This is a genomic window from Pseudomonas sp. AC463 (assembly GCF_979253585.1).
Genome location: NZ_CEEDDZ010000012.1, coordinates 101,465 through 124,647 on the forward strand (window position 1 = coordinate 101,465; position 23,183 = coordinate 124,647).

Sequence of the window (23,183 nt, forward strand, 5' to 3'; positions counted from 1 at the left end):
CTCCCACATGTGCAACATCAAGGAGCCATTGACGTGATCAGCACCTCAACCGTCGTCAATTCAGTCGTAGAAAAACTGCGCGCCGCACTCAAGCGGGGCCAGTGGCGCCGGGGCGAAATGCTCCCCGGCCAGCGTGAACTGGCCGAACAGATGGGCATCAGCCGCCCCAGCCTGCGCGAAGCGGTAATCGTGCTGGAAACCCTCGGCCTGGTGCGCTCCATGCCCGGCAAAGGCGTGGTGGTGCTGGAAACCAGCGTCAGCGAGCCGCAATCCAGCGATGCGGTGGCCGCCGCCAGCCTCGAAGACATCCTGCAACTGCGCTACACCCTCGAACCCTTCATTGTCGGCCTGGTGGCCCAGTCCATCAGCAGCAAGGAAGTCGGCCAGTTGCGCCTGAACCTGATGGACATGCGCGAAGCCCTCGACGCCGGTGACGCCGAAGCGGGGATGAACGCCTACATCGGTTTTCATGAAGAACTGTTCGCCCTCACCTCCAATCCGATTTTCCAGAACGTGGTGCAGCAAACCAGCAACGCGCTCAAGCAAAGCGCCCAGGTGCTGCGCAACTCACCCGAACACCTGGCCGAGCGCCTGCAGGAAAACGAAGCCGTGGTGCGCGCGATCCGCAACAAGAACAGCGCCCTGGCCAGTGCCGAGATGCGCCGGCACATCCTCCAGGAAGGCCTGCGCATGGGCATCCGTTTGAACATCCCGGACGACCACCTGGGTAGCTGATTTTCAGGAGAACGGCCATGACCGCCTACGCCTTGCAACGCGACCCCCTGCTGCCCACCCTGCGCCTGGTGGCCGGCAAAAAACCTTCGGTGGATGACATCTACCCACGGCTGTTCGACGCCATCCTCGAACAACGCATCGCCCCGGCCAGCCGTTTTACCGAGGAAGGCCTGGGCGAAACCTTTGGCGTAAGCCGCAGTGTGATCCGCCGGGTACTGGCCAAGCTGTCCCATCAGCAAGTGATCATCCTGCGCCCCAACCAGCGCGCCCAGGTGGCAGCGCCGGATGCGCAGCAGACGCGGCAGATTCTGGAAGCACGGCGCATGACCGAAATGACCGTGGTGCAACTGGCCTGCGCCCAAGCGACGGCTGCGCAGATACGCCAATTGCGCGAACTGATCGCCCGCGAGCGTGACTGCATCGAGCGCGACCAGCGTGGACCGGCGATTCGGTTGTCGGGGGAGTTTCATCTGCACTTGGCAGTCATGGCTGGCAATGGGCCGCTGGCGCAGTTCCTCAATAGCCTGGTGCCGTTGACCTCGTTGATCATTGCGCAATTTGAGGCCAAAGCCTGCACGTATTGCGCTTGGCAGGAGCATGTGGCGATTGTGGATGCGGTGGAGCAACGGGATGCGAATGCCGCTGCGGCGTTGATGACCGAGCACCTGGATCACCTGGAATCCAAACTTCTCAAGCACCATTAATCTCCAGACAAATCGAAGGCTAAATGTGGGAGGGGGCTTGCCCCCGATAGCGGTGTGTCAGCCAACCTATTCATGACTGACACACTGTCATCGGGGGCAAGCCCCCTCCCACATTGGCCCTTTGTTGCTATATAAATCGCGTTCCAACAAAAAGCCCCTGCATCTCACAATGCAGGGGCTTTTGTTTTACCGAGGGATCAAGCCGGTTGCAGCACCGACTGACCGCTCAACGCCAGGTCCAGCAGCTCACGGTTGGCCACCGCATACATGGCGTAGTCCGTGCCGACCGCAGCACGGATTTCCACCATCATCGCGCGCCAGCGATCCGCCATGTCCTGGTGCTGCTCAAGCCACAGGGCCACTCGGGCTTCCATGTCGTGTGGCGCGTCGGCCATTTGCAGTACCGAGATGGTGATCGCGCGTTGCTGCCAGTCCACATCGTCGCGGAACGCTTCGCGGGCCTGGGCCTGCCAGTTGTTGGCCACCGGCAGATCGCTGATCTGCTGCAGGTACCACGGCAAGTCCAGGGCGCTGCCGACGGCGAAGTAGGCCTTGGCCACTTCGGCGGCGTCATGCCCGGTCACGTCGGCGGCTTCGATGATCGGCAACAAGGTGTACAGGTGGGTGGTGCCTGCAACCATGCGCGCCAACAACTCCGGTACACCGGCTTCGGTGTAGGCCTGGTAGCGGTTCTGCCAGCCTTCGCGGGTCGGGCCTTCCAGCAGTTCGTCAAGCTTGAGGCCCAATGCCGCCAGGTGCGGACCGAAATGCGCGGTGTCGCGGCCGGCGTCCTGCTCGTTGCGACGGCTGCGCAGGAACCAGCGCGTCGCGCGACGGCCCAGGCGCATCAGCTCATCCATCAGCTCCAGTTGCACGTCGGCGGACACCTGGTGGTCCAGGGCTTCGATCTGACGGAACCAGTGCGGGAGGTGGAAGATGTCGCGCACGATCACATAAGCGCCAGCCACGTTCGCCGGGCTCATGCCGGTCGACTCTTTGAGTCGCTGCACGAAGGTGATGCCCATGTGGTTGACCAGGTCGTTGGCGATCTGGGTGCTGACAATCTCACGCTTCAGACGGTGACGACGCATGGCTTCGCCGAACTTGGCGACCAGGCTCGGCGGGAACGCGGTCTCCATGTCACGGGTCAGGTACTCGTCATCCGGCACCAGCGACTTGAGCAACGCTTCCTTGAGGTCGATCTTGCTGTAGGAGATCAACACAGACAGCTCCGGACGGGTCAGGCCCTTGCCGGTGGAAGCGCGCTCGACAAGCTGCTCCTCGGTCGGCAGGTACTCGATGGCACGGTCCAGCTTGCCACGGCCTTCCAGGTCGCTCATCAGACGCTTGTACTCGGCGGCACGCTCGTAGGCACGGCGCGCGGCCAGGGACAGGGCCTGGGTCTGCTTGTAGTTGTTGCCCAACACCAGGTTGCCGACTTCGTCGGTCATGCTCGCCAGCAGCTGGTTGCGCTGCTTGTCGGTCATGTCGCCGGCCTGCACCACTTCGTTGAGCAGGATCTTGATGTTCACTTCGTGGTCGGAGCAGTCCACACCACCGGCGTTGTCGATGAAGTCGGTGTTGGAACCGCCGCCATTGAGGCCGAATTCCACACGACCCAGCTGGGTCATGCCGAGGTTACCGCCCTCGCCCACCACCTTGCAGCGCAGCTCGTTGCCGTTGACGCGCAGCGCGTCGTTGGCCTTGTCGCCCACGTCGGCATGGCTTTCGGTGCTGGCCTTGACGTAAGTACCGATACCGCCGTTCCACAACAGGTCCACCGGTGCCTTGAGCAAGGCGTTCAGCAGTTCGGTCGGGGTCAGCTTGTCGGCCGAGATGTCAAAGCGCTCTTTCATCTGTGGCGAGATGGCAATGCTTTTGGCGCTGCGCGAGAAGATCCCGCCGCCTTCGGACATGATGCTGGTGTCGTAGTCGGTCCAGGCCGAACGCGGCAGCTCGAACATGCGCTGACGCTCGACGAAGCTGGTGGCCGGGTTCGGGTTTGGATCGATGAAGATGTGCAGGTGGTTGAAGGCCGCGACCAGTTGCAGCTTGTCCGACATCAACAGGCCGTTACCGAACACGTCACCGGCCATATCGCCGACGCCCACTACGGTGATGCTGTCTTCCTGCACATTGATGCCGCGCTCACGGAAGTGACGCTGCACGCCGACCCACGCGCCCTTGGCGGTGATGCCCATTTTCTTGTGGTCATAACCGGCCGAACCGCCGGAGGCAAATGCATCGCCCAGCCAGAAGCCATAGTCGATGGCGATGCCGTTGGCGATGTCGGAGAAGGTCGCCGTGCCCTTGTCTGCTGCAACCACCAGGTACGGGTCATCGTCGTCATGGCGCACGACGTTGGCCGGTGGCACCAGGGCGCCGTCCTTGAGGTTGTCGGTGATGTCCAACAGGCCCGAAATGAAGATGCGGTAGCAGGCAATGCCCTCGGCCGCGATCTCATCCCGGGTGCCGCCCAATGGCAGGCGACGCGGCAGGAAGCCGCCCTTCGCGCCCACCGGCACGATGACCGAGTTCTTCACTTGCTGGGCTTTTACCAGGCCGAGCACTTCGGTACGGAAGTCTTCTTCACGGTCAGACCAGCGCAGGCCGCCACGCGCGACGTTGCCAAAGCGCAGGTGTACGCCTTCGACACGTGGCGAGTAGACGAAGATTTCAAACTTCGGCACCGGCTTGGGCAGCTCCGGGATCGCACGCGGGTCGAACTTGAAGCTGAAGTACGACTTGTTCTGGCCGTTGGCGTCGGTCTGGTAGAAGTTGGTACGCAGGGTGGCCTTGATCAGGTCCAGGTAGCGACGCAGGATGCGGTCTTCGTTGAGCACCTGCACATCGTCCAGGGCCGTGAGGATTGCTTGCTCCAGGCGTTGCTGCTTGTCTTCGAGGTCGTCGGCGGTGAGCTTGCGCGCCAGGTAGAAGCGCGTCTTGAACAACCGGGTCAACTCGCGGGCGATGTCGGTGTGGTTGTTCAAGGTGCTGGCGATGTAACCGAGGTCGAAGCCCAGGCGGATCTGCTTCAGGTAACGCGCGTAGGCACGCAGCAGCGCCACGTCGCGCCATGGCAGGCCGGCGGTCAGCACCAGGCGGTTGAACGCATCGTTCTCGGCGTCGCCATGCACGATGTGCACGAAGGCGTCCTGCAGGGTGTCGTTGAGCTGCTGGATATCCAGGTTCACGCCTTCGGCGGCGATGAACGCAAAGTCATGGATCCAGAACTCACGGCCATTCGCATGACGCAGGCGGTACGGGAATTCACCCAGCACGCGCAGGCCGAGGTTTTCCAAAATCGGCAGCACGTCGGACAGCGCCAGCGGGGTATCGGCGTGGTAGAGCTTGCAATGCAGCTCGCGCTGGCCGGAGACCTGGCCCAGCGGCTGGTAGAAGCTCATCACCAGCGGGTTGGCTTCGGTGAGGCTGTTGAGGTGCTGCATGTCGACCACGGCCGAATGCGCGGCAAAACGCTCGCGATAGCCGGCCGGGAAGCCTTTCGGGAAGTCGGCCAGCACGTTGGTGCCCTGGGCTTCGCCGAAGCTTTCGACGACGAGGCTGGAGTAGTCGTCCTGCCAGCTGCGGCAGGCCTGCACCACTTCTTTTTCCAGTTGCAGTGGGTCGATGTCCAGGCGGTTCTTCGGGTCTACCCGCAGAATCAGCTGCACACGGGCCAGTACGGACTCGGAGAAGAAGGTCCAGAACTCGCAATCCGAGGCTTTCAGGCGATCCATCAGCACTTGCTGGATCTTCTGGCGCACTTCGGTGGAATAGATGTCGCGCGGCACATAGGCCAGGCAGTAGCAGAAACGACCGTACGGGTCTTTGCGCAGGAACACGCGGATCTTGTTGCGCTCCTGGATCTGCACGATCGACATCACGGTGCTGAACAGTTCGTCCACCGGGGTCTGGAACAGATCGTCACGCGGCAGCACTTCAACCACCTGGGCAAGCTCTTTGCCCAGGTGCGCCTTGGGCTGGAAGCCCGAGCGGCGTTCGATCTCTGCAACCTTGCGGCGGATATACGGGATCACGCGCACGCTTTCGCCGTACACCGACGAGGTGTACAGGCCCATGAAGCGGTGTTCCTTGAGGACCTTGCCGTCAGCGTCGATCTCGCGGATCGACACGTAGTCCGGGTAAGCCGGGCGGTGCACGCGGCTTGGGTGCGCGGCTTTGGCGAACGACAGCACGGTCGGCTCACGCAGGTACGCCACGGCGTAGTCTTCGATGCGCAGGTCGTCGGCGGTGAGGCCGGCGCGCAGCAGCTTGGTCAGACCGAGGAAGGAGCTGGCGTCATATTCGAGATGCCCGCCGTCCGCCTCGTCACGTACCACGAATTCTTCATAGCCGAGGAAGGTGAAGTGGTTGCCCACCAGCCATTCGAGGAAGTTCTTGATCTCGGCTTTTTCTTCGCCGTCGATCGCAAATTGGCTGGCGTCGATACCGGCGAGCAGGTCCTGGACCTTGGCTTTCATCGGTTCGAAATCGGCCACGGCCACGCGCACTTCGCCCAATACCTGCTCAAGCTCTTTGCTCAGCACGTTGAGTTCGGCGGCGTTGGCGCAGCGGTCGATTTCCAGGTACATCAGCGATTCTTGCTGGATGCCTTCGCCCTGGGTGCCTTTTGGCAGGATTTCCAGCAGCTCGCCCTTCTTGCCACGGCGCACGCTGAGTACGGTGGTTTGCAGGGTGTGGATGCTGTAGCCACGGCGGTTCAGCTCGGTGCGTACCGAGTCCACCAGGAACGGCAGGTCATGGTGCAGCACTTCAACCGCGGTGTGGGTCGACTGCCAGCCATGACGTTCGTAATCGGGGTTGTAGACCCGCACTTGCGGTTGGGTGTGGTCAAAGCGCTCAAGCAGGCGCCAGGCAGACAGGGTGCAACCGGCCAGGTCGGAAAGGCGACGCTGGGTCAGTTCGTCCAGGGAAATGATGCCGAAGAATTGCTCAGCGAACAGCGCCACTTGTGGCAGTGCCTGTTCACTGATGTGCTGCGCCAGTGCCGCTTGCAGTTGATGCTGGAAGTCGGCCTTGCTGGCTGCGGTGAAGAACGCCATCTGTGGTACTCCGCTTGGGCTTGTTATTGATGGAAGCGTCGCGTGTTATCCCCTTGCGGGGAGACCGTCAGCGCTGTTCGTAAATAGCCATGCGACTAACCATAAACGAATCAGGGTGACAGGTGGGTGAAGCTGGACAAGACAACGAGGTCACATACAACTTCCATAAGATGCACACCTTGCCGGGTGACGGTACGACGGGCAGGTCAGACGCCTTGCACGTGCACATCCGTTGCGCAGCTTAACGAGTGTAGGAAGACAGCTGCTTGCGACGCTGCGACATATTCGGTCATCGGTAAGCAGGCCCCGGGTTGCAACTTGGGCAACCGAGGTTTTCTGGCAGAAAAACCAGCTGTTTCCTACCCACCGGGTACCGGAAATGACTGATGTGGCCCGTCAGGTCATGCACGGGTTCTGACACAGGATGCAGCACAAAATTCGTCGCAATGGCACAATTGCCCTCCCCCAGACAGGATTCCCCCCATGCTGCAACTGAAAACCGACGCACTGATGGCCACCCCGTGCGACGACGAAGAAGACAACATGGCCATGCTCTGCTGCCACGGCAAGAACGGCGAGATGTTCATGCTCAGCCGTTACCCGGACGAGGACGAAGTTGAGCTGACCTGGGATTACGAGCCGTCGACCCTGGACGGGTTGAAGGTCACCCTGAGCGACACCACCCTGCTGGTGGAGCTCGCGGCAGGCGATGCCGATGCCTTGGGCGGCAAGGACCAACTGCAAATCACCCACGCCACCGCCGCGTCGGACATGGCCGAGCTGGAACACACCCTGCAGAACATCCTCAAGGGCACCGGCACCTTCAACCGGACTTAAGAACACAAATGCTTAAATGTGGGAGGGGGCTTGCCCCCTCTCACATTGACCCCGTTCCAAAACAAAATTCCTACAAGTTTTGCCAAAAATACCCGTCACGCCGTTAGTCGCCACCCCCCGCGATGCATTAAAGTAGACGCCCCAGGCCTTGGCAGTTTTCACACGCACAGGCTCATCTCTCCAGGAACCGTCATCGATGGAACATCGTGAAGCGCTGCTTGCGCTGCGAACCTTTCTTTCTACGCAGATTCTCGGCCAGGAAAAACTCATCGATCGCCTGCTGATCGCCCTGCTCGCCGACGGCCATATGCTGGTGGAAGGCGCACCGGGCCTGGCCAAGACCAAGGCGATCAAAGAGCTGGCCGAAGGTATCGAAGCGCAGTTCCATCGTATCCAGTTCACCCCCGACCTGTTGCCCGCCGACATCACCGGCACCGAGATCTATCGCCCGGAAACCGGCAGCTTCGTGTTCCAGCAAGGTCCGATCTTCCACAACCTGGTGCTGGCCGACGAAATCAACCGCGCCCCGGCCAAGGTGCAATCCGCCCTGCTGGAGGCGATGGCCGAGCGCCAGGTCAGCGTCGGGCGCAGCACCTACGACCTGTCGCCGCTGTTTCTGGTGATGGCCACGCAAAACCCCATCGAGCAGGAAGGCACCTACCCGCTGCCCGAAGCCCAGCTCGACCGGTTCCTGATGCACGTCAAGATCGGCTTCCCGGACGCCGCCGTCGAACGGCGCATCCTGCAACAGGCGCGTGGCGAGGCCCTCAACGGCGAAACCAAGCCCGAACGCCGCGTCAGCCAGCAGGCGATCTTCGCCGCGCGCAAGGAAATCCTCGGCTTGTACATGGCTGACGCCGTGGAGGAATACCTGGTGCAGCTGGTGATGGCCACGCGCACCCCGGCCAAGTTCGACCCGGAAATGGCCGAGTGGATCGCCTACGGCGCCAGCCCGCGCGGCTCCATCGCCCTCGACCGCTGCGCGCGCGCCCACGCCTGGCTGGCCGGTCGCGACTTCGTCAGCCCGGAGGATATCCAGGCGGTGCTGTTCGACGTGCTGCGCCACCGCATCATCCTGTCCTTCGAGGCCGAAGCCGCCGGGATTGACCAGGACCGCGTGGTGCAACGCATTCTCGACGTCGTTGCCGTCGCTTGAAGTCCATGAACGCCAGCGATGGAATCCGCGTCACACTCAGCGAGCTGATTGAGATGCGCCACCGCGTGCGCGAAGTGCAGCTGTTTTCCACGCCGAGCCAGCGCAGCCCGTTGATTGGCCTGCACCACTCCAAGCTGCGCGGGCGCGGCGTCGACTTCGACCAGGTGCGCGTCTACCAGGCTGGCGACGACGTACGCACCATCGACTGGCGCGTCACCGCGCGCACCCAGGAGCCGCACACCAAACTGTTCCACGAAGAGCGCGAACGGCCGATTTTCATCATGGTCGAGCAAAGCTGCCGGCTGTTTTTCGGCTCGGGGCAGATGTTCAAATCGGTGCTGGCCGCGCAAGCCGCCAGCCTGATCGGTTGGGCCGCGCTGGGGCACAACGACCGCGTTGGCGGGCTGGTGTTCGGCGATAACGAGCATTACGAAATCAAGCCCCGGCGCAGCAAACAAAGCCTGCTGCAATTGCTCAACCGCCTGGTGCGCGTCAACCAGAGCCTCAATACCGAAAGCCGCCCGGAGGCCGACGCCCTCGGCATGGCCCTGCGCCGTGGCCGCGAAGTACTGCGCCCGGGCAGCCTGGTGATTGTGATCTGTGACGAACGCGCGCTCACCGAAGGCGCCGAGCAACAACTGAGCCTGCTGTCGCGGCATTGCGACCTGCTGCTGTTGCCGATCTCCGACCCGCTGGACCACGCCCTGCCCGCCGCCGGGCTATTACGTTTCGCGGAGCGTGGCGCGCAACTGGAGCTGGACACGCTGAATTACGATTTGCGCCAGGCGTATAAAGCCCAGGCCGAAGCGCGCATCGCCCGCTGGGAGCTGCTCGCGCAAAAACTGCGGATCCTGTTGATGCCCCTGAGCACCCAGAGCGAAATGGTCGAGCAACTGCGCGAATACCTCAACCCGCAACGCCCGGTTAAAAAGCAATGAGCAGCCTCGACCAACTGCAACCGCTGATCGCCCCGCCGGCTATTGGCTTCTGGCCGCCTGCGCCGGGGTGGTGGCTGCTGTTGCTGGTCATCCCGTTGCTCGGCTGGGGGCTGTGGTCGCTGCGCCGCTTCCTGCCCGCGCGCCGCCCCGTGGCCCGTGCCGAACAGCCGCTGGACCCGCTGCGCATCGCCGCCCTCGCCGAACTGGCGCTGATGCCCAAGCCCTACGACGGCGCCCCCGCCGGTGCCTGGCTGCAACAACTCAATGGCCTGCTCAAGCGCCTGTGCCGCAACGACTACCCCTACAGCCAGAGCCACACCCTCAACGGGCGCAAATGGCTGGCCTTCCTCGACAACCGCTGCCCCGCCGCCGGCCTCACGCGCTGGATGGTGCTGGTGGAAGGCGCCTACAAACCCGAATGCAAACTCGACGACAAGGCCATCGCCGGCCTGACCCAGGCCGTCGACACCTGGATTCGCAAACATGTTTGAGTTCGCCTGGCCGTGGGTCTTCGCCTTGTTGCCCTTGCCGTGGTTGATGCGGCTTATCCTGCCGGTGGCCGACAGCGGTGAGCCGGCGCTGAAAGTCAGCTACCTCAGCGACCTCGAAGGCCTGGCTCGCCGCCGCGCCCGCGTCAACCTGCCGGGCTGGCGCCAGCAAGCGCCGTTCGTGGTGTTGTGGTTGCTGTTGCTCACCGCCGCCGCGCGCCCGGAATGGCTCGGCGAACCCCTGCCGATTGCCGCCAGCGGCCGCGACCTGCTGGTGGCGGTGGACGTGTCCGGCTCCATGGATTTCCCCGACATGCATTGGCAGGACGAGGATGTCAGCCGCCTGAGCCTGGTCAAGCACCTACTCGGCGACTTCCTCGAAGGCCGCGAAGGTGACCGCGTGGGCCTGATCCTGTTCGGCAGCCAGGCTTACCTGCAAGCCCCGCTGACCTTCGACCGCCGCACCGTACGCACCTGGCTGGATGAAGCGCGCATCGGCATCGCCGGCAAAAACACGGCCATTGGCGACGCCATCGGCCTGGCCCTCAAACGCCTGCGCCAGCGCCCGGCGCAAAGCCGCGTGCTGATCCTGGTCACCGACGGCGCCAACAACGCCGGGCAGATCGACCCGCTGACCGCCGCGCGCCTGGCCGCCGAAGAAGGCGTAAAAATCTACCCGATCGGTATCGGCGCCGACCCCGAGCAAACCGGCTCCCTCGGTATCCTCGGCGTCAACCCGAGCCTGGACCTGGATGAGCCCGCGCTCAAAGCCATCGCCGAGGCCACCGGCGGCGAGTATTTCCGTGCCCGTGATGGCGAGGACTTGCAAACCATCAAGGAGACCCTTGACAGACTCGAGCCGGTGGAACAGCAACCGACCCAGGCGCGCCCGGCCCAGGCGCTGTACAGCGGGCCCCTGGCCCTGGCGTTGATCCTGAGCATGTTGCTGGTGATTCAGGAGCGCTGGCCGAACAATGCGCTGCAACGGCTGTTCAACAAATTGTCGAGCAAGGGGATTTTCCTGCAGCAACACCCGGAATGGCGCCAGCGCCTCAAACGCCTGCGTTTGCGGAGGCGTCGATGATCGACCTGTGGCCGCACTGGTTCCGCCCCTGGTGGCTGTTGCTGCTGCCGCTGCTCGGCTGGTTGCTGTGGCAGCTGTGGCACCGGCAAAAGCGTGCCGGGCGCTGGCAGATCATCCTGCCGCCGGCCTTCCACGCGGTGCTGCTCAGTGGTGGCAGCGGGCGCGAGAGCAAATCGCCGTGGGTGGTGCTCGGCATCGCCTGGTTGTTGGCCGTGCTGGCGCTGCTCGGGCCCAGTTGGCAAAGAGTTGAGCAGTCCAGCCAGAAGCCGTCCGACCCGCTCGTGGTGTTGCTGGAACTGACCCCGGAAATGCTCGCCACCGACAGCCCGCCCAACCGCCTGGAACAGGCGCGGCGCAAGCTGTATGACCTGTTGCAGGCGCGCAGCGATGCGCAAACCGCCATCGTCGTCTACGCCGGCAGTGCCCACACGCTGGTGCCGCTGTCGGACGACCTGGCCACCAGCCGCAACCTGCTCGAAGCGCTGCGCCCCTCGCTGATGCCCGAAGCCGGCCACCGCGCCGACCTGGCGGTGGAAAAAGCCCTGGACCTGCTCAAGCACGGCGGGCTGGGCCAGGGCCGCCTGCTGCTGATCGGCTCGTCGTTGTCCAAGCAGGAGCGCCAGGGTATTCGCCTGCTGCTGCAAAGCAACCAGTCGCCGTCGCTGTCGATCCTCGGCATCGGCAGCCGCGAAGGCACGCCGGTAACCCAGGAAAGCGGCGAATTCCTCAAGGACGAACAAGGCGCGATCCTGGTGCCGCGCCTCGACAGCCCGACCCTCAAGGCCTTCGCCAGTGAAATGGGCGGCCGTTACCGTGCCGCGCGCCTCGACGACAAAGACCTGCGCCAGCTCGGCGTACTCGACACCCCGCAAGCCCTGCGCAACGACGGCCAGTTGCTGCACCTCGACACCTGGGCCGACCAGGGTTACTGGCTGCTCCTGCCGCTGCTGTTGCTCGCCGCCTGTGCCGGGCGACGTGGCTGGCTGTTCTGCCTGCCGCTGCTGCTGATGGCCGCGCCGCAACCGAGCTATGCCTTCGGCCTGCAAGACCTGTGGCTGCGCCCCGACCAGCAAGGCCAGTACCTGCTGAAGAAAAAACGCCCGGCCGAAGCCGCCGAACACTTCGAAGACCCGCAATGGCAAGGTGTAGCCCTGTACGAGGCCGGCAACTATGCCGAGGCCATCAAGCGCTTTGCCGAGGGCAATGACGCCTATTCCCACTACAATCGCGGCAATGCCCTGGCCCGCGCCGGCGAGCTGGAAGCCGCGATCGACGCCTATGAACAAGCCCTGGAAGCCCAGCCCGACCTGCAGCCGGCGCTTAAAAACAAGGCGCTGGTGGAAACCCTGATGCAGGAACAGGTGACGCCTGAGCCCGAACAGCCGAAAAAAAACCAGGATGACGAAACCACCCAACCCGGCCAAACTGCGCAACCGGGCGCCAATGGGCAGCAGGCTGCGGGTGGCGAGCCGTCATCCCAGGGCCAGGGCGAAGCCGGCACCGGCGAAACCCAACCCGGCGCCAAGCCCCCCGGCGGCAACGAAGTACCGGGCAGCGAATTGGGCGATGAGCAAACCACCACCCCGCCGCTGCGGCCCACCGACGCCAGCCTCGACGGTGAACATCGCCAGGCCCTGGAACAATGGCTGCGGGAGATCCCGGACAACCCCGGCGAGCTGCTGCGCCGCAAATTCTGGTACGAACAGCAACAACATCAGGACAAGACTCGATGAGCCGCCGCACCTCCCTACTGCTTCTGCTCGCGTTGTCGGCAGGCCACGCCCAGGCGGCGAACCTGGTGGCCAGTGTCGACCGCAGCCGCCTCAATTCCGGCGAAACGGTAGAGCTGACGGTGGAATCCAGCGACGTCACCCAGTTCGGCAAGCCCGATCTGTCGCCCCTGGACGCGCAGTTCGAAGTCAGCGGCACGCGCCAGCTCAACCAGCTCACCACCCTGGGCGGCGACAACCACGCCACCACGCGCTGGATCATCACCTTGTTGCCCAAGCAGAACGGCACCGTGGTGATCCCGCCCCTGCAAGTGGGCGAGTACCAGACCCAGCCCATCAGCCTGCAAGTGGTGGAAACCACCAGCCAGAACACCAGCGCGGAGCTGGCGCCGGTGTTTGTCGAGGCCAACCTCGACCAGACCAACGTGTACGTGCAGGCCCAGGCCCTGTTGACCGTGCGCGTGTACCACTCAGTGTCGCTCTATGACGACAGCAGCCTCACACCGCTGCAAATCGCCGACGCCCGCGTCGAGCAATTGGGCGAGTCGCGCACCTACGAGAAAGTTATCAACAGCATTCGCCATGGCGTGATCGAAACCCGCTACGCGATCTACCCGCAGCACAGTGGCAGCCTGGAAATCCCCGCGCAGACCTTCAGCGCCACGCTGGTCGAGTCGCGCCCGCCGCAGGAAAACACCCTGCAAGGCACCAAGCCGGGCAAGCTGATTCATGTCAGCTCCGGCGCCCTGCAACTGAGCGTCAAACCCAAGCCCGAACTGTACCCCGCCGACGCCGCCTGGCTGCCGGCGCGCAGCCTGACCCTGAGCGAGAACTGGAACCCGGCACCCGACCATGTGCAGGTCGGCGATTCACTGACCCGCAGCCTCACTGTAAAGGCCGAGGGCCTGTCCAGCGCGCAACTGCCGGCCCTGCCCAGCACCGAGATCAGCGGCCTGCGCCGTTACCCGGACCAGCCGGTGCTCGGCAACCAGAGCAATGACCGTGGTTTGATCGGCAGCCGTGAAGACCGCGAAGCGCTGGTGCCCAACCGCGTCGGTGCGCTGGAACTGCCCGCCGTGGAAGTGGTGTGGTGGAACACCCACGAAGACCACCTGGAGCGCACCAGCCTGCCGGCCCGCACCCTGCAAGTGGCCAATAACCCGAGCCTGGTGGTCGACACCCCTGCCACGCCAACCATCATCACCGCGCCCGACGACAGCCGCCTGTGGCTGTGGCAACTCAGCACCCTGCTGCTGGCCTGCACCACCCTGCTGGGTTTTGGCCTATGGTGGCGTGCACGCCGCCAACCGGCGGTCATGCGTGCCGCGCAAACCGGCCCCAGCCCACGCACCCTGCTCGACGACCTCAAGCGCGCCACCCAGGCCAACGACCCCCAGGCCACCCGCCAGGCGCTGGATGCCTGGGCGCGCCAGCAGCCGGAAACCCTGGCCGACATGGCCGCGCGCTTCGTGCCGTTGTCAGATGCGCTTGATGGTTTGAACGGCGCGCTCTATAGCGAGAGCGGCCAGTACTGGCTGGGCGAAGACCTGTGGCGCGCGATCAAGGCCATCCCCATGGCTGAGCGCGAGCAAGACCCGGCAGCCGACAGCACCAGCTTGCCGCCGCTGTATCCCAAATAGCCTGGCCTTCTAATCAGAAGGCTGGCGGCTACCGCCTGTCGCAACTGTCAATTCTGACAGTAGATCAAACAAATCCCTCAAGCGCTTCATTGACCTTGCCCGTCGCGCGGCCCACGTGCGCCCCTACCTGCAAGGTGAAGGTTATGTCTACAGTGCCTGTTCCCTTTGATTTACTTACTGACCGTCCCCAACCTGACCCCGACCCTATCCCGCTGGGCAGCGCCCAATACCCTGAGAGGGCCAGTTGGGGTATGGGTACGAAGCATGTAAGCCCGAATTTCCGGGCTTCCCAAGAGGCTTGGTTTAATAGATCTGTCGGCGACGACTACAATATCTTCGTGGGGAACCTGACCATACCGCTGGTCAGGAGCGCCGTCAGCGGGCTGGCTGATCGTTACTTTTGGACCACCCCAGGGGTGAATGTCCCGCGGGGCGAAGTCCAGATGTTTGCCGAAGTCCGGCGCGTCGGCAGTGGCCAGGTAAGCCGCTCGGACATCGACACCTACCTGATCAAGACCGACGTGCCAGGCGGCCTCGACCCCATCGCCGGGAACACCTGGCACGATGGTTTGTCGATGTCGATTCAAGGCAAACCCCAGAATTCAGTGATCACCCCGGCCGTTGCCGCGGCCGGGATGACGGCCTTGATCAACAAATACGCGAACATCCGCGCCAACGACCTGATTGAAATTTCCGTGGGCGGCCCTAGTGTCTTCTATACCGTGAGCCCCACCGATGCCGCCGGGCCCGGGCCGATTCCGGTGTACATCCCCCCGAATATCTTCCCCCTGATCACTCAATCCGGCGCGGTAAAAATCAACTTCACCGTCACTGACGTGGTGGAAAACGTCTCTGGACCCGGCGGCATAAAAGCCCTGTATTCCACACCCTATGTGCTCAACAGTGAACTGGACCCCAGCCTGCTCGCAAGCCCAGTGTTTTACGCGGACAATACCGAGGCCCCCGTGGTGGACCTCGACACCCAAAGCCGGTCTGCCTTCACCGTGCTGGTCCCAACCCTTCGCACGCCGACCACGCCTGTTCCGCCCAATCGAATCGTAGTGATTTTGACGATTACTGCACCAGACGGTGCCATCCGAACCGTGCGTTTGCCCGCGGTTAACGACAACAACCGGTTCACGGAAATCGTTCCTGTGCCCAATGATTTGATTACGCCACTGACCGGCGGGTCGTTTCGTGTGTCGTTCGAATTGCAAAACGCCTCCGGAGTACTGCTGCGCCGCTCGGGCAGCTACTCGGTCCAGGTGATTGGCACCCCGGTAGTCGCGCCGCAAGTGCGGCCACTGATCAACGCAGTCGCCGACAACGGCACGCTGGATCTCTCTACTTTCTCAGGCGATGGCTACCTCTCCCTGGATAGATGGCCTTCGGCCGCCGCTGGACAACGGGTATGGATAAGGTGCAGCAGTGCTGGCGTACCGGACCTGGTGCTGTGGAACGGCGTGGCGATCACGGCGAGTCAGGCGATCACCGGGCTGGCAAACATACCTGTGCCTCGCACATGGCTGGAGCAGGCCACGAACAGAATCATCGTCACCGCCAGTTTCACACCCAACGGCAGTACCGATGAAGCAACGGCGATTGCGTTCCTGCCGACGACCTATAGCCTTCTCAGGGCACCTAGAGTAATCCAAACCATTGCGGTAGGCGCACAACCGCACTGGATGGTGATCACCCGCGATGGTCGCACTGCCTACCTCACCAACCACGGCAGCCACACCGTCTCGGTGATTGATATTGCCCAACGCAGAGTGGTCAACACCATTAGTGGTTTCAACCGACCGTTCCGCATCGCCATGCACCCGGATGAGTCGCGGCTGTATGTGGGCAACCTGGGTTCGCAAAGCATCTCGGTGGTCAATCTCAGCAACAACACGCTGATCCAGACCATCCCAAGCTTCCAGTACATTTGGGGGCTCTGCCTGAACCGGGCCGGCACACGGCTGTTTGTCAGCAGCAGTATCGACAACCGGGTAGCCACCTATGATGCGCTGACCGGCACACTCCTGAGCACCACCGGCGTCACCAACCCGTTCGGGTGCGCGCTCAATCACCTGGAGTCAAGGTTCTATGTCGCCGGGCCGTCTCAGGTGAACCTGCTGAATCCATCGGGTGCCTCGGGAGTGATCGGCGCAATTGCAGGCATCAATACCAATCCGGCCGGCTCTGACATCGCGTTCAATCCGTTCGATATTCCGCGGGAACGTGCGTATGTAACCGGCACAAATGCGGTGTACATCATTAACCCGCCGACCAATACCATTGCCAAAACGCTGGGCGGCTTCAGCTATGCCTACGGTGTGGCTATGAACAACCGTGTTCGGGAGTGCTATGTCACCTCCTTCAACACATTCACAGTGATCAATACCGACACAGAGACCGTGAAGCATACCCTCTACGGCTTTGCCAACCCAGCAGGCGTCGCCGTTACACCCGACGGTTCGATTGCCCTTGTGGCCAACCAGGCGAACGGGACGCTGGCTTTCATCGCGCTTTAGTTGCAGAAAACACAACGGGACTCAGTAGCCGTGGGTCCCGTTTTTTTGCGCCTGGGTAAAGGCCAGCAATCCATATCTCTTTAATTTGCGGGAAGTTTCCTAGACAATCCCACGGCCTTGCGCCTGCTCATTTCACTGGCTAGCCTTCGTTCCGTCGCTGCATATCAGCGATCGGGTGTGGAAACCTGGGAACTAGTAGGCGTCATGATCGTATGCAAACGCTCAATGGCGGCTGTACGCGGGCAGACTTCGGTCTGGCCGAGTCCTACTACTCGGTTTTCCACCCCGCGTATGGCTGCCACCTAATCTGCCGTGTGGAAACGGCACAGGATGGCTCCCCCACTTATTAGTAGGAGTTTCATTCATGAACAAAATCGTCCCCGACCCACCCCGCGAAATCTTCGAACGCGCCCTCAGCCATTACCTGAAACCCGACTCACAACCACCCTTCACCGTCGACCCAGATCTGAGCTTCGAAGATGCCCTCGCCGAAATCTGCGACCTGCTGCGCTGTGCAGCCGCCACAGCAGCCGCCAGTGGCGATAACGTCCCGATGGCCGGCGCGACCGCGCATTTGATCGATATGGCCAACACCCTGGCCAACCGCGCCCTGGATTGCCTGCACACCCCATAACCCCCTCCCACATTTACGGGTAAACTCCCCTCCTTTTCATCTCTTCCACGGAGTTCGCCTTGCGTCTGTTTCACACCTCCGACTGGCACCTCGGCCAAAACCTGCATGGCCAGGAACGCGACTTCGAACACGCCTGTTTCCTCGAGTGGCTGTTGGGCCAATTAAAAGCCCAGCAGCCCGATGTGCTGCTGATCGCCGGCGATATCTTCGACACGGTCAACCCGCCGCTCAAGGCCCAGGAGCGCCTGTATGACTTCATCATCAGCGCCCACGAACAAAACCCGCACCTGACGATTGTGATGATCGCCGGTAACCACGACTCCGGCTCGCGCATCGAACTGCCCGCGCCGTTGATGCGTCGTTTGCGCACCCACGCCCTCGGCCGCGTGCTGTGGCTGGACGACGGCCAACTGGACGCCGAGCGCCTGCTGATCCCGCTGCCCGACGCCAAAGGCAAGATCGCCGGCTGGTGCCTGGCGCTGCCGTTTCTGCGTCCGGCGGAAGTCACCGGCGCGCACCTGGGTGACGACTACCTGCGCGGTATCGGCCAAGTGCACGAATGGCTGATCGCTGCCGCCAATGCCAAGCGCAAAAAAGGCCAGGCGCTGATCGCCATCAGCCATGCGCACATGGCCGGGGGTTCGGTGTCGGAAGATTCCGAGCGCAGCCTGATCATCGGCAATGCCGAGGCGCTGCCCGCCAGCCTGTTCGACAAAAGTGTCGGTTATGTGGCCCTCGGCCATTTGCACAAGCCGCAAAAGGTCAATGGCGAGGAGCGCATTCGCTATAGCGGCTCGCCAATTCCACTGTCGTTTTCCGAAATCGGCTACAAGCACCAGATTCTCGATGTGACCTTCCAGGGCCAATGCCTGGTCAGTGTCGAACCGCTGCTGATCCCCCGCTCGGTCGACCTGCAACGCCTGGAAGCCGCACCGCTGGCGGATATTCTCCAGCAACTGGCCGAGTTGCCTGACGTCGACCTGCTCGCCGAAACCCAGCGCCATCCGTGGCTGGAAGTGCGCGTGCGCCTTGACGAGCCGCAGCCCGACCTGCGCCAGCAAATCGAAAGCGCGCTGCAAGGCAAAGCCGTGCGCCTGGTACGCATCGCCGCCGAATACGCCGGCACCGGCAGCCGTGAAAACGGCGACGAAGACCGCCTGATCGAGCTGGACCAGCTCACGCCCCACGAGCTGTTCAGCCGCGCCTGGCAAGACAGCTACGGCAGTGACGTGGATGAACAGACCTTGAAGGACTTCGCCGTGCTGCTCCAGGAAGTGCAACAGGAGGAGGAACAGCCATGAAGATTCTCGCCATCCGCCTGAAAAACCTCGCCTCTCTGGCCGGCCCGTTTGAAATCGACTTCACCGCCGAGCCCCTCGCCAGCGCCGGCTTGTTCGCGATTACCGGGCCCACCGGCGCCGGTAAAAGCACCCTGCTCGATGCACTGTGCCTGGCGTTGTTTGGCACCGTGCCGCGCCTGAACAACACTGGCCGCGATGCCAAGGTGCCCGACGCCGACGGCGAAATCGCCACCGGCGACCCGCGCACCTTGCTGCGCCGTGGCACCGGCGAAGGCTATGCCGAAGTGGATTTTGTCGGCATCGACGGGCGCCGCTATCGCGCGCGCTGGGAAGCCAATCGCGCCCGCGAGAAAGCTGGCGCCAAGCTGCAGGCCAGTCGCCAGAGCCTGCGCGATATCGACCAGAACCAATTGCTCGCCAGCCAGAAAGGCGAATACAAGACCCAGCTCGAAGCCGCGCTGGGCCTGAACTTCGAACAATTCACCCGCGCCGTGTTGCTGGCGCAAAGCGAGTTCAGTGCGTTTCTCAAGGCGGACGACAACGACCGCAGCGAGTTACTCGAGAAACTCACCGACACCGCCCTCTACACCCGCCTCGGCCGCCGCGCATTCGACAAGACCAAAGAGGCGCGCGAAGCCCTCAAACTCTTGCAAAGCCAGGCCACCGGCGTGACGCCGCTGGCGCCTGAAGCCCGCGCGGAACTGGATGAACGTTTCAACGTCGCCCAGCAGCAGCTCAAGGTGCAGCAGGCCCAGCTTAAGCAGCTGGAGCAGCAACACGGTTGGCTCAAGGACCTGCGCCTGTTGCAGGACGCGCAACAGGCCGCTGCCGAACAACTGCACGGCGCGCAACAGCAATGGCAGGCACTGAGCAACGAACGCGTGACGCGCTTGCGCCTCGAGCAGCTCGGCCCGCACCGGCACCTGTTTGCGCGCAAAACCGAACTCGACGCCTTGCTCACGCCATTGGCGGCGCAGATTGCCGCACACACCCAGCAACAGGTCGAACTGACCGAGCGCCAGGTGCATCTCGAACAGCAGTTGCAGGTAGCGAAAACCGCTCTCGGCGATGCCCAACTGCGCCTGACCGACAGCGCGCCGCTGCTGCGCCAGGCATTCGACGAACAGAGCAGCCTCGCCCGCCTGGCCAAAGACGCCACCCTCAGCGCCCAGGCCAAACAGCAGGCGCAACAGGCCAGCAGCGAAGGCCAAGCGGCCATTCAGGCCTTGCTGGACAAACAGGCCGCCGTCGCCGAACGCTTGCAGCGCATCGCCGCCGAGCTTGAACACAGCCAGCACCTGGCCCCCTTGAGCGATGCCTGGACGATCTACCGCGACCGCCTGCAACAGCTGATGCTGATCGGTAATCGCTTGAACAAGGGCCAGGCCGAACTGGCCGCCCTTGAGCAAACCGCCAGCGCCAGCGCCGAAGCGTTCGCCACCCAAACGCAGCAGTTGGAAGTGTTGTTCAAGGAAGCCGGCGCCGAGCCGGATGCGGTCGCCGAACAGATCGGCATCCTCGGCAACCTACTGCAGGACAACCGCAAACACCTGCGCGCCATCGAAGACCTGGCGCGCCTGTGGGCCAGCCAACAGGATCTGGACACGCGCAGCGCCGAGCTGCAACAACGCCAACTCGGCGCCCAACAGGCGCGCGAACGGCTGACCCAGGACGGCGTGAACACCAAGGCTGAACTGGCCGTCGCCGAGCAAACCTTGAGCGTCACCCGCGAACTGCTCGAACGCCAGCGGCTGGCGCGCAGTGCGAGTGTCGAAGAATTGCGCGCGCAGTTGCAGGACGACCAGCCCTGCCCGGTGTGTGGCAGCAGCGAGCATCCATACCATCAGCCCGAGGCATTGCTGCAAAGCCTCGGCCGCCATGATGAGAGCGAGCAAGCCAACGCCCAGCAGGTGGTCGATCAGCTCAAGGAAAAACTCACCGAGCTGCGCGCCGAGGTCAGTGGCGTCATCGTTCAGCAAAAAGAACTGCTGCAACAGCAAGAACAGTTGGCCACCCAGCAACACGCGCTGACGCCGAGCCTCACTGCGCACCCCCACGCCGAACAGCTGCTGAACCAGGACGCCGACAAGCGCGACGCCTGGCTGAGCCGGCAAACCGAGCAGTTGAACCAGAGCCTCACCCAGGACGAACAGCGTCAACGCGCCCTGCTCACCCTGCAACAGGACGCCGCGCGCCTGACCCAGCAACTGCGCCAGGCCGAAGCCGCCCAGCAACAGGCCGCGCAGCACCTGAGCAACCAGCAGCGTGAACTGAGCAGCGACCGTCAACGCCTCGATGAAGAACTCAGTGCCTTCGCGACGGTATTGCCCCAGGACACCCTGGAAGCCTTGCGCCTTGAGCCAGCGGCGACGTTTATGCAACTCGACCGCCAGATCGCCGAGCGTCTGGCGCACGTCGACCAGCAAAAGGAAGAACTCGGCGAGCAGCAGCAACGCCAGCAAACCCTGGAAAAAGAACAGGATCGCCAGCAAACCCGTCTGCAGCAATCGCAGGCGGCCGAACAGCAGTTCAATGCGCTGGCCGAGCAACAACACAGCAGCCAGGTCAAACTCGCCGAGTTGCTCGGCGAACACAGCAGCGCCGAGCACTGGCAGCAGCAACTGGAACAGGCCGTGGAGCACGCGCGCAGCGCTGAAGCCGGCACGGCCCAGGCCCTGCAAAGCGCGCACACCCAACAGGTACAAATCCGCGCTGAACTGCAGGCGCAGCAAGACCGCCTGCAGGCGCTGGAACGTGAAAACATTGAGCTGGCGGGTAAAGTCGCCGACTGGCGCGGCCAGCATCCGGAATTGGATGACGCCGGCCTCGACGCGCTGCTGGGCATCGACGACGGGCAATTCACCGCGTTGCGCGAGCGCTTGCAGCACAACGAAACCGCCATCGAACAGGCCAAGGTGCTGCTGCAGGAGCGTGAGCAACGCCTGCTTGATCATCAGGCGCAACACAACGGCAACCTCGATGCCGAGCAACTCGCCAGCGCCCTGGCAGACCTGCAGAACCAGTTCGCCGCCAGCGAACAGCAGTGCGCCGAGCTACGCGCCGAACAGGTCGAAGACCAACGCCGCCACAACGCCAACCAGGCGCTGGCCGAGCAAATCACCGAAGCCAACACCGAATACCAGCGCTGGGCAAGGCTTGACGCATTGATCGGCTCAGCCAGCGGCGACAAATTCCGCAAGATCGCCCAGGCCTACAACCTCGACCTGCTGGTGCACCACGCCAACGTGCAGTTGCGCCAGCTGGTGCGCCGCTACCGCCTCAAGCGCGGCGGCAGCATGCTCGGGCTGCTGGTGATGGACACGGAAATGGGTGATGAGCTGCGCTCGGTGCATTCGCTGTCGGGCGGCGAGACGTTCCTGGTGTCGTTGGCGCTGGCCTTGGGCCTGGCATCGATGGCCTCGAGTACGCTGAAGATCGAGTCGCTGTTTATCGACGAAGGTTTCGGCAGCCTCGACCCCGAATCCCTGCAATTGGCCATGGACGCCCTGGACGGCCTCCAGGCCCAGGGGCGCAAAGTCGCGGTGATCTCCCACGTACAGGAAATGCATGAGCGCATCCCGGTGCAGATCCAGGTCAAGCGTCAGGGCAACGGCTTGAGCACCCTGGAGGTCAAGTGAGCGAGGCGCTGCTGTATTCGTTCCGGCGCTGCCCGTACGCCATGCGCGCGCGGTTGGCGTTGCGCTATGCCGGGGTGCCGGTACGGATTATCGAGGTGAGCCTCAAGGCCAAGCCGGCCGAGATGCTCAGCCTGTCGCCCAAGGGCACGGTGCCGGTGCTGAGTGTGGACGGCGCGGTGATCGATGAAAGCCTGGCGATCATGCAATGGGCCCTGGCCCAGCATGATCCGGAGGATTGGTTACTGGGCGGCGATCCAACGGTACTGGCACTGATTGCGGAAAACGACCAGGGCTTCAAACATCACTTGAATCGATACAAGTACGCCGAACGCTACCCGGAGCAGCCGATGGAACAGTATCGGGCCGAGGGTGAGGTGTTCTTGCAGAAGCTGGACGGGTTGCTGGCCGGACGTAGCTATTTACTCGCTGATCACCCAAGCCTGGCGGACATGGCCGTGCTGCCGTTCGTGCGGCAGTTTGCGCATGTGGATCGGCAGTGGTTTGCGAGCACGCCTTACCCCCGGTTGCAGCAGTGGCTCGAGGCATTCCTGCAATCAACGCTGTTCATCGGTGTGATGGCTAAGGCTTAGCCTTGAGCCAGGTTTAATAATCGCTCGCGCGCAATCTCCGGCTCGCCGTCCGCCAGTTGCACGGAAGACAGGATCGGGGCGGAATAGAGGAACAGGATTGCTGCGGCGATTCGAAGTGCCATG

General features: G+C 63.1%; 16 protein-coding genes. 14 read left to right on the forward strand and 2 right to left on the reverse strand.

Going from position 1 to position 23,183, the window contains the following annotated elements; all coding sequences use genetic code 11:
• Positions 1 to 33: 33 nt before the first annotated feature.
• Both AC0IYH_RS16755 and AC0IYH_RS16760 read left to right on the forward strand, forming a co-directional pair.
• Positions 34 to 735, forward strand: coding sequence for an FCD domain-containing protein (locus tag AC0IYH_RS16755; protein ID WP_116629000.1), 702 nt, complete (start codon positions 34 to 36; stop codon positions 733 to 735).
• 17 nt (positions 736 to 752) lie between these two features.
• Positions 753 to 1,439 carry a GntR family transcriptional regulator gene (locus AC0IYH_RS16760; protein WP_471835226.1) on the forward strand — a complete coding sequence of 229 codons (687 nt, stop codon included), beginning with the start codon at positions 753 to 755 and terminating at the stop codon, positions 1,437 to 1,439.
• Between the two features lie 197 nt (positions 1,440 to 1,636).
• Here the strand turns inward: AC0IYH_RS16760 and AC0IYH_RS16765 are convergent, their stop codons facing one another.
• Entirely contained in the window at positions 1,637 to 6,505 is a 4,869-nt protein-coding gene (locus AC0IYH_RS16765) for an NAD-glutamate dehydrogenase (protein ID WP_471835228.1), read from the reverse strand.
• A gap of 483 nt (positions 6,506 to 6,988) precedes the next feature.
• On the opposite strand from AC0IYH_RS16765, the gene AC0IYH_RS16770 reads away from it, so the two are divergent.
• The 12 genes from AC0IYH_RS16770 to AC0IYH_RS16825 all read left to right on the forward strand — a co-directional run bounded on the left by AC0IYH_RS16770 (position 6,989) and on the right by AC0IYH_RS16825 (position 23,060).
• On the forward strand, positions 6,989 to 7,342 hold the full coding sequence (locus tag AC0IYH_RS16770) for a hypothetical protein (RefSeq protein ID WP_471835230.1): 354 nt from the start codon (positions 6,989 to 6,991) through the stop codon (positions 7,340 to 7,342).
• 196 nt (positions 7,343 to 7,538) lie between these two features.
• Entirely contained in the window at positions 7,539 to 8,498 is a 960-nt protein-coding gene (locus AC0IYH_RS16775) for an AAA family ATPase (RefSeq protein ID WP_003174327.1), read from the forward strand.
• A 5-nt stretch (positions 8,499 to 8,503) separates the two neighbouring features.
• The gene (locus tag AC0IYH_RS16780) at positions 8,504 to 9,436 is read left to right on the forward strand and encodes a DUF58 domain-containing protein (protein WP_116628994.1); all 933 of its coding nucleotides are present in this window, start codon (positions 8,504 to 8,506) and stop codon (positions 9,434 to 9,436) included.
• The gene (locus AC0IYH_RS16785) at positions 9,433 to 9,927 is read left to right on the forward strand and encodes a DUF4381 domain-containing protein (RefSeq protein WP_058424110.1); all 495 of its coding nucleotides are present in this window, start codon (positions 9,433 to 9,435) and stop codon (positions 9,925 to 9,927) included. Before AC0IYH_RS16780 ends, AC0IYH_RS16785 begins: the two co-directional genes overlap by 4 nt.
• On the forward strand, positions 9,920 to 11,008 hold the full coding sequence (locus AC0IYH_RS16790) for a vWA domain-containing protein (protein ID WP_471835233.1): 1,089 nt from the start codon (positions 9,920 to 9,922) through the stop codon (positions 11,006 to 11,008). Before AC0IYH_RS16785 ends, AC0IYH_RS16790 begins: the two co-directional genes overlap by 8 nt.
• Complete coding sequence (locus AC0IYH_RS16795) at positions 11,005 to 12,741, forward strand: tetratricopeptide repeat protein (protein WP_471835235.1); 1,737 nt, start codon at positions 11,005 to 11,007, stop codon at positions 12,739 to 12,741. Before AC0IYH_RS16790 ends, AC0IYH_RS16795 begins: the two co-directional genes overlap by 4 nt.
• Positions 12,738 to 14,378, forward strand: coding sequence for a BatD family protein (locus tag AC0IYH_RS16800; RefSeq protein WP_116628991.1), 1,641 nt, complete (start codon positions 12,738 to 12,740; stop codon positions 14,376 to 14,378). The genes AC0IYH_RS16795 and AC0IYH_RS16800 overlap by 4 nt, the downstream gene beginning before the upstream one ends.
• Positions 14,379 to 14,521: 143 nt before the next feature.
• Positions 14,522 to 16,897 (forward strand): YncE family protein, encoded by a 2,376-nt coding sequence (locus tag AC0IYH_RS16805; RefSeq protein WP_471835237.1) that lies wholly within the window; start codon positions 14,522 to 14,524, stop codon positions 16,895 to 16,897.
• A gap of 364 nt (positions 16,898 to 17,261) precedes the next feature.
• Complete coding sequence (locus tag AC0IYH_RS16810; RefSeq protein WP_206222685.1) at positions 17,262 to 17,531, forward strand: DUF6124 family protein; 270 nt, start codon at positions 17,262 to 17,264, stop codon at positions 17,529 to 17,531.
• Between the two features lie 59 nt (positions 17,532 to 17,590).
• Positions 17,591 to 18,832: an exonuclease SbcCD subunit D C-terminal domain-containing protein gene (locus tag AC0IYH_RS16815; RefSeq protein ID WP_122771958.1), complete on the forward strand. Its 1,242-nt coding sequence runs from the start codon at positions 17,591 to 17,593 to the stop codon at positions 18,830 to 18,832.
• Positions 18,829 to 22,470 carry an AAA family ATPase gene (locus AC0IYH_RS16820; RefSeq protein WP_471835240.1) on the forward strand — a complete coding sequence of 1,214 codons (3,642 nt, stop codon included), beginning with the start codon at positions 18,829 to 18,831 and terminating at the stop codon, positions 22,468 to 22,470. The genes AC0IYH_RS16815 and AC0IYH_RS16820 overlap by 4 nt, the downstream gene beginning before the upstream one ends.
• The gene (locus AC0IYH_RS16825) at positions 22,467 to 23,060 is read left to right on the forward strand and encodes a glutathione S-transferase (RefSeq protein WP_471835242.1); all 594 of its coding nucleotides are present in this window, start codon (positions 22,467 to 22,469) and stop codon (positions 23,058 to 23,060) included. Before AC0IYH_RS16820 ends, AC0IYH_RS16825 begins: the two co-directional genes overlap by 4 nt.
• Here the strand turns inward: AC0IYH_RS16825 and AC0IYH_RS16830 are convergent.
• A complete protein-coding gene (locus tag AC0IYH_RS16830) occupies positions 23,057 to 23,182 on the reverse strand; it encodes a hypothetical protein (protein ID WP_471835244.1) in 126 nt (41 codons plus the stop codon). The genes AC0IYH_RS16825 and AC0IYH_RS16830 overlap by 4 nt on opposite strands.
• Between the last annotated feature and the right edge of the window lies 1 nt (position 23,183).

Bases quoted from the DNA above. Each gene is read 5' to 3' on its own strand.
- AC0IYH_RS16760 (WP_471835226.1), top strand. From the start codon at position 753: ATGACCGCCTACGCCTTGCAACGCGACCCCCTGCTGCCCACCCTGCGC.
- AC0IYH_RS16765 (WP_471835228.1), bottom strand. From the start codon at position 6,505: ATGGCGTTCTTCACCGCAGCCAGCAAGGCCGACTTCCAGCATCAACTG.
- AC0IYH_RS16770 (WP_471835230.1), top strand. From the start codon at position 6,989: ATGCTGCAACTGAAAACCGACGCACTGATGGCCACCCCGTGCGACGAC.
- AC0IYH_RS16775 (WP_003174327.1), top strand. From the start codon at position 7,539: ATGGAACATCGTGAAGCGCTGCTTGCGCTGCGAACCTTTCTTTCTACG.
- AC0IYH_RS16780 (WP_116628994.1), top strand. From the start codon at position 8,504: ATGAACGCCAGCGATGGAATCCGCGTCACACTCAGCGAGCTGATTGAG.
- AC0IYH_RS16785 (WP_058424110.1), top strand. From the start codon at position 9,433: ATGAGCAGCCTCGACCAACTGCAACCGCTGATCGCCCCGCCGGCTATT.
- AC0IYH_RS16790 (WP_471835233.1), top strand. From the start codon at position 9,920: ATGTTTGAGTTCGCCTGGCCGTGGGTCTTCGCCTTGTTGCCCTTGCCG.
- AC0IYH_RS16795 (WP_471835235.1), top strand. From the start codon at position 11,005: ATGATCGACCTGTGGCCGCACTGGTTCCGCCCCTGGTGGCTGTTGCTG.
- AC0IYH_RS16800 (WP_116628991.1), top strand. From the start codon at position 12,738: ATGAGCCGCCGCACCTCCCTACTGCTTCTGCTCGCGTTGTCGGCAGGC.
- AC0IYH_RS16805 (WP_471835237.1), top strand. From the start codon at position 14,522: ATGTCTACAGTGCCTGTTCCCTTTGATTTACTTACTGACCGTCCCCAA.
- AC0IYH_RS16810 (WP_206222685.1), top strand. From the start codon at position 17,262: ATGAACAAAATCGTCCCCGACCCACCCCGCGAAATCTTCGAACGCGCC.
- AC0IYH_RS16820 (WP_471835240.1), top strand. From the start codon at position 18,829: ATGAAGATTCTCGCCATCCGCCTGAAAAACCTCGCCTCTCTGGCCGGC.
- AC0IYH_RS16830 (WP_471835244.1), bottom strand. From the start codon at position 23,182: ATGGCACTTCGAATCGCCGCAGCAATCCTGTTCCTCTATTCCGCCCCG.